The sequence below is a fragment of the Pseudoalteromonas sp. bablab_jr010 genome (assembly GCF_016464105.1).
Taxonomy (GTDB): Bacteria; Pseudomonadota; Gammaproteobacteria; order Enterobacterales; family Alteromonadaceae; genus Pseudoalteromonas; species Pseudoalteromonas simplex.
In genome coordinates this window covers 21,453-27,989 of the sequence record NZ_JACDWV010000013.1, presented here as the reverse complement: position 1 = coordinate 27,989, position 6,537 = coordinate 21,453, and the positions used below count along the sequence as shown (strand labels likewise).

At 43.5% G+C, this 6,537-nt stretch carries 5 protein-coding genes; all 5 read right to left on the bottom strand.

Annotated elements, in window-relative coordinates:
- Positions 1–643: 643 nt before the first annotated feature.
- Positions 644–1,948 carry an MFS transporter gene (locus JIG37_RS00245; RefSeq protein ID WP_199528352.1) on the bottom strand — a complete coding sequence of 435 codons (1,305 nt, stop codon included), beginning with the start codon at positions 1,946–1,948 and terminating at the stop codon, positions 644–646.
- 203 nt (positions 1,949–2,151) lie between these two features.
- Positions 2,152–3,318 carry an FAD-dependent monooxygenase gene (locus tag JIG37_RS00240; RefSeq protein ID WP_199528351.1) on the bottom strand — a complete coding sequence of 389 codons (1,167 nt, stop codon included), beginning with the start codon at positions 3,316–3,318 and terminating at the stop codon, positions 2,152–2,154.
- Complete coding sequence (gene ubiH, locus JIG37_RS00235; RefSeq protein ID WP_199528350.1) at positions 3,315–4,496, bottom strand: 2-octaprenyl-6-methoxyphenyl hydroxylase; 1,182 nt, start codon at positions 4,494–4,496, stop codon at positions 3,315–3,317. Before ubiH ends, JIG37_RS00240 begins: the two co-directional genes overlap by 4 nt.
- 8 nt (positions 4,497–4,504) lie before the next feature.
- Positions 4,505–5,830, bottom strand: a complete 1,326-nt coding sequence (gene pepP / locus JIG37_RS00230; RefSeq protein ID WP_166340009.1) for a Xaa-Pro aminopeptidase — start codon at positions 5,828–5,830, stop codon at positions 4,505–4,507.
- Between the two features lie 20 nt (positions 5,831–5,850).
- On the bottom strand, positions 5,851–6,414 hold the full coding sequence (locus JIG37_RS00225; protein ID WP_054551315.1) for a UPF0149 family protein: 564 nt from the start codon (positions 6,412–6,414) through the stop codon (positions 5,851–5,853).
- Between the last annotated feature and the right edge of the window lie 123 nt (positions 6,415–6,537).

The window sequence follows — 6,537 nt, the reverse complement described above, 5'->3', positions numbered from 1 at the left end:
AGATGTGTATAAGAGACAGGGGTAAACGCGCTGCTACGAATTCGGCGTTAAAACGCCTCCTACAACTCCCATCTCGCTAACTTTTCAATCTGAAAGCTGATGGCTCCAAGCGCTGGGTTTCGCTCCGCTCTAGCCAACCTACGAGCTAATGAATCAAGCACTGTAAGTCGTCATTTATGGCGACACATAATCGCTAACATTGACGGGCTAAAGCCCGACCTACGTGTTACTTCTGTGGTTTAGATAAGCATCGCGCGAAATAAGTTTCACGCCTACTGATGAGCATTTCAGCTCCTTTGTTTTCAATCTGATAGCTGACGGCTGAAAGCTGATTGCTCCAAAGTTGGGTTTCGCTCCGCTCTAGCCAACCTACGAGCTAATGAATCAAGCACTGTAGGTCGTCATTTACGGCGACACATAATCGCTAACATTGACGGGCTAAAGCCCGACCTACGTGTTACTTCTGTGGTTTAGATAAGCATCGCGCGAAATAAGTTTCACGCCTACAGGTGAGCATTTCAGCTACTTTGTTTTCAATCTGATAGCTGACGGCTGAAAGCTGTTAGCTTTAGTTTACCCACAAAAAAGCCGCGGTGATGGGCGTACCGCGGCTTTGCCTAACTTGAAAAATTAGTTTGCTGGGTTATTTCCAGCTTCTCATCTTATGGCCTTTTAAGGCGTAGAATAAAATGAATACATAACTTGGGATCATCACAATGTAAGCGCCTTGTGCGCCTAGGCCTGCTACGTTCCCTAAACCGATTAATAATGGGCCAAGTGCACCACCAGCAATGCCCATGATCAGTAAGCCAGATGCAGTGCCTGTTAAGCGACCTAAGCCAGCTAAAGCCAGTGGCCAGATTGCAGGCCAAACCATGGCATTAGCAAAGCCTAATAATGCAATGCATAACAATGGGTCTGGTAATTGTGGGCCACCAAATGGCACTAATAATAGGTTTGAAATAATGAACGAGTCATTGCTACCAAGTACCACTAACAACACGGTGATAATACCGGCAATACCCGACATTAATAATGCCGTTTGTTGGCTCATAAAGCGTGGAATAGTCAAAATACCAATCGCGTAACCAATCAACATACACGCCATGGTGTAAGAGGTCATAACTGAGTAGTCAGCAACGCCAATTTGTAAAGCGTACGAGCCGATGGTGTCTGCTGCAATAACTTCAACAGCAACGTATAAAGCAATACCCACTACACCTAAAACTAAGTGAGGGTGTGCTAGGGTTTCTTTAATTTCACCTTTACCGTTTGGTGTTTCGTCTTCATCAAACACTAAGTCAGGCAATGGTGCAAATTTAGCAAAGGCAGCAAATAACATGATTAAAGCAGCAATCAACACATAAGGCATGATAAGGCTATTTGCCATCATGTCTTTTTGTTCTTGCGATAATTTACCTGCGCCATCAACAACACCGCTTACAACTACAGCCGCAAAAATAACAGGCACAATAACACCCGCAAATTTGTTTAATAAGCCCATGATACACACGCGCACAGCGGCTGATTTCTCAGAGCCCATTTTAACCACGTATGGGTTAACAGCGGTTTGTAGTACGGTTTGTCCAACACCTATCATTAATTGTGCGAACAAGAATATTTCGATCATTTGCAGTTTCGCAGCGGGAATATACATCAGCGCCGATAAAGCCATAATCGCACAGCCAATCGCCATACCATTCTTATAACCAACGCGCTTGATCAGCATAGCCGATGGGATACCGGCAACTGTTACCGCAATATAAAAAGAAGAGATGATAAACGAAGCTTGTAACGGCGAAAGCTCAAGCATTTGCTGCAAAAATGGTGTAATTGCACCATTAAGCCACGTTATACACCCTAAGATAAAAAACATTGAGCCGGCCAATACCATTGGCAGCCAGATGCTTTGTTTTGTGTTGTTGTCACACTCAACCGTTGCTTCCATAATTGTTCTCTTAGTTTAATTATTTTTATTTGGTTGAAGATTACAGCGCGATAAAGCTGTTTAATTTCCATACCAATCACAAAAATTTAATCATACACTAACAAAAATGACAGCGCTATCATTTTGCGTTCATATAAGTGCAAAAAAGCCGCAGCTAATTGCTTAGCTGCGGCTTAAACTAAATAGTAACAACTAGTTAGGTGTTATTTACCAATTGCTTCTTTTGCGAACAAATGTTTAATTGGGCCAAGGTTATCAACTAGGCTTAAACCCACACCACGTACAAGTTTTTTCAATGGGTTAGCGCCTGCAAATAGCTCTTTTAAGCTTTGCATCATAGCTATGTGTTTTTGTGCATCAAGCTTACGAGTACGTTCATAATCACGCAGCGTGCGTGCACTTGCAAACTCGCCTTGCTCATTACTTAATAGCTCAATTAAATAAGCGGCGTCTTTTAGGCCAAGGTTCATGCCTAAACCGGCTAATGGATGAATGGTATGCGCTGCATCGCCCATTAATACCACTTTGCCCGACACCCACTGCTGGGCATAACGCATCTTAAGTGGAAACGCCATGCGCTCACTTTGAACTTCACATAAACCACATTGGCCATCGAGGGCTGCCATAACCGCTTTATTAAAGTGACTATCATCAAGTGCTAAAAGTGTGTCGCAATGCTCTGGGCTTGTTGACCATACAATTGAGTGCGTGTGTTTATCTGGCAAGGGTAAAAACGCCAGCGGCCCGGTTGGTAAAAACACTTGGCGTGCCGTGTTGTTATGCTCATCGGCAGTTTTAACCGTGGCAACAATGGCGTGATGGTCATAATCTTTAAAAGTAATTGGCATGTTGAACTGCTTGCGAATAGCCGAGTTAGCACCATCTGCCGCCACTAATAATTTAGCAATCACAGGCTCGCCGCTTTCTAGAGTAATAAACACATCAGAGTCGGTTTGATGAATTTGCTGATAGCGGGTTTCGAACAATAAAGTGGCATTACTTTGCTTTTCAAGTTCGCTAATTAAAGCGTATCGAATAATGTCGTTTTCGACGATATGACCGAGCTGCGGTAAGTCGAGATCGTTATGATCAAAATGAATTTTGCCAAAGCTGTCTTGATCACGTACATCCATCGAGGTATACGGTGTAGCACGTTGTTTAATGATCTCTGGCCATACATTTAAAGACTCGAATAAGCTCTGACTAGCTAAGCTTAATGCGCTCACGCGAAGTGCGTAATCATCACCCGGTAAGGTTTGATTTTTACTCGCATCAATCACCACAACGCTGATATCTGCTTTTGCTAAACCAAGTGCTAGCGTAAGGCCAACACAGCCACCACCGACAATACAAACTTGTGCTTGTTTCATATCCGTTTACCTTGCTTAACCTGACCCATAAGCTGTTTTGCCAGCGGGGTTTTTAACGAGGAGAATAAATCCATTGAGAAAAGGCCAATGCTGCGACCAAGCGCGAGCAATCGTGATGAGTTAGAGAACAAACGCACTAGGCTGTCTGTAAGTGTCATCACGGTAGTAATATCTTTACTGCGAGTTTGGCTGTAATAACGGGTAAAGGCGTAATCACCAAGATCGCTTCTATTTGCCATATCACACAATAATTGCACATCACGCAGGCCTAAATTAAAACCCTGCCCTGCGATTGGGTGAATAGCATGCCCTGCATTACCAATTAATACCGTACGGTGGCTGCTCAGTGATTCGGCTTTACCGTACACAAGTGGATAACTTGCACGCATACCCACTTTGCTAAATGAGCCGCCGCAGTAACCAAATGCTTTTTGTAACGCAGCTAAAAAGGCATCATCTTCAAGCGCCATGGTGTGCTCAATTTGCTCAGGCTCCATACACCACACCAGTGAGTATCGGTTATTGCTCATTGGCAACAGTGCCATTGGGCCGTGCTCAGTAAAACGCTCAAAGGCATGATGATGATGACCACCAGCCACTTCGATGTTAGCAATAATCGCCGCTTGCTGATAAGCGCGAGTATTAAACTCTATATTAGCCAGTTTACGGCTTTGCGAATGAGCACCGTCGGCAATCACCACAAGCTTTGCGCTTAACTGCTCGCCTGAGCTTAGCGTGATATTGGCAAAATCGCTTTGGTATTCAAGCTTGGCAACCGTATCTGGGCAAAACAAACTAACATCAGTACGCGTAAGTTGCTGATGAAGGCTGCGCCCAAATGGGTTCACTTCGACCACATAACCAAGGGCATCATGGCCATATTCTTGGCAATCAATATGCGTTTTACCAAAATGACCACGATCAGACACAGTGACTTTTTTAATCGCTGCCGCAAATGGCGCTTGGCAATCAAACGCATTGATTGATTTTAAGTACTGAACAGACTGCTGAGCCAGCGCAATGCTTCTATCATCAAAGCTAGGATGATAGTCTGCGCTTACTTCATTTGCTTCAATTACAGCGATTGATAACTGCTTATTGCTCTGTTTTAGGCCCAGTGCACAACTTGCACCCGCCATTCCACCGCCGATAATGACAACATCAAACTGCTTTGCCACGCTTGCTCCTAGCCTTTGTTTGCTTGCATCACTGCTTCAATGTCACCAATGGTTTTAGGAACCGAAATGGTCAGGTTTTCATGGCCATCTTGAGTGACAAGTAAGTTATCTTCGATACGAATACCGATGCCTTTATATTGCTCTGGTGCTTTTGCATCTTCGCTAATATATAAACCCGGCTCGATGGTGAGCACCATGCCCGGCTCAAATACGCGCTCTTTTTCATCAAGCTTATATTCGCCAACATCGTGTACGTCTAACCCAAGCCAATGGCCAAGGCCATGCATGTAAAATGCTTTGCACGCTTGGTTTGCCATTAGCTCATCAAGCTCACCGGTTAAAATGCCTAAATCAATAAGCCCTTGCGTTAATACCGTTGAGGCTAATTCATTCGCTTTCGATAAACTACCGCCTGGCTTTACTTGGCTAAATGCTGCTTCTTGAGCTGCTAATACAATGTTGTAAAGCGCCGCTTGTGATTCGCTAAACTTGCCATTGATTGGGAAAGTTCGTGTGATATCCGCTGCATAACCTTCAAGTTCACAGCCAGAATCAATTAACACTAAATCGCCATCTTTTAGCTCAGCGTCATTTTGTGTGTAGTGCAAAATGTTGGCGTTGTCGCCACTGCCGACAATCGTGCCATAAGCAGGATGACGGGCACCATTCATTGCATAATGGTGGTGAAGCTCTGCTTCTAATTGATATTCAGTTGCGCCAGGTTTGGCAAACTGCATAGCGCGAATATGGCCTTGTGCACTAATTTCGCACGCTGTACGCATAATGTTTAATTCTGCGTCAGATTTAAACAAACGCATTTCATGCACTAAACCACGAATATCTTTAATGGTATGTGGGGCTTTATAGCCTTTTTTAGGTGCGCCGCGAAGGGTGTTTAATAAATCCCAAACCTTTGCATCGAAATTTGCGTAAGTGCCTTGTGCATAAAATAAAATCTGCTGGCCGTTCACCAAATCTAATAATTGTTCATCTAGTTCACTAAGTGGGCAAGTTGCGTCGAATAAGTACTCAGATTTAGCTTTTTCGAAGCCAATTCTTCGGCCATGCCAAATTTCAGCTAGTTTATCTTTGTTACGGCAAATTAGGGTACTTGGTGTATCGCTCGACGGGCAAAGCACTAAAACCGCATCTGGTTCGTTAAACCCAGTTAGGTAGAAAAAGTCACTGTCTTGGCGAAATGCATATTCAGTATCACGGCTACGTGTTACTTCTCCTGCCGCAGGAATTATAGCCACGCTATTTTTATCCATCATCGCAAGCAAGCGCTCGCGGCGGGCTTTAAATTCAGCTTTATCGATTGCAATAGACGACATGCTAAACCTCTGTAATTTGATTAGTGAAGGGTCTTCTTAGGGTTTTTATCGGCTGGCTCTTTGCCTAATTCAGCAAAACATAACAGCGCAGAAACACGTACATACTCAATCACTTCGTGCAGTGCTTGGCTGTCTTCTTCGGTCTCTTCAAACATGGTGTCTAGGCGGGTAATTTCACTAAAATCGCTGATCACTTCTTTCACATCAGCAGATAACTTGCCGTAATCTTTTTGTTTTAAACCAAAACCAAGCATAAAACCCGATACCCAAGATACTAAGCCATTGGCTAAATCGATCAGTGTTTCGTCGTCGCTTGGTAAGAATAGGTCAAATTGAAATTCTTCATCGCTGAAGCTGGCAACAACCTGAGAATACACATCAGCAAAAAATGCTTTTAAATCTTTATTGAAGGCTAAGCCATCATTGAATACATCGCTTAATAAACCTAAGTATTCGTCGGCTTCGATATTGATGCCACAGGCTAATAAACCACTGATCACACCATGGGCTTCTGCTGGTGCGACAAAAATTTCATTCTTTTCTAATAACAATTGGGCTTGTTGGTAATCAGGTAACGTGCTCATAACTTTTTCTTTGTTCGGCTAAGTAACGCCATGCTACCACTCGATAAATCGCAACTCCAATTAATTGTATGATTGAGGTCAAAAAGCAATCTGAAAAGTAAATAAGCAGTTAAAGGTGGGGAA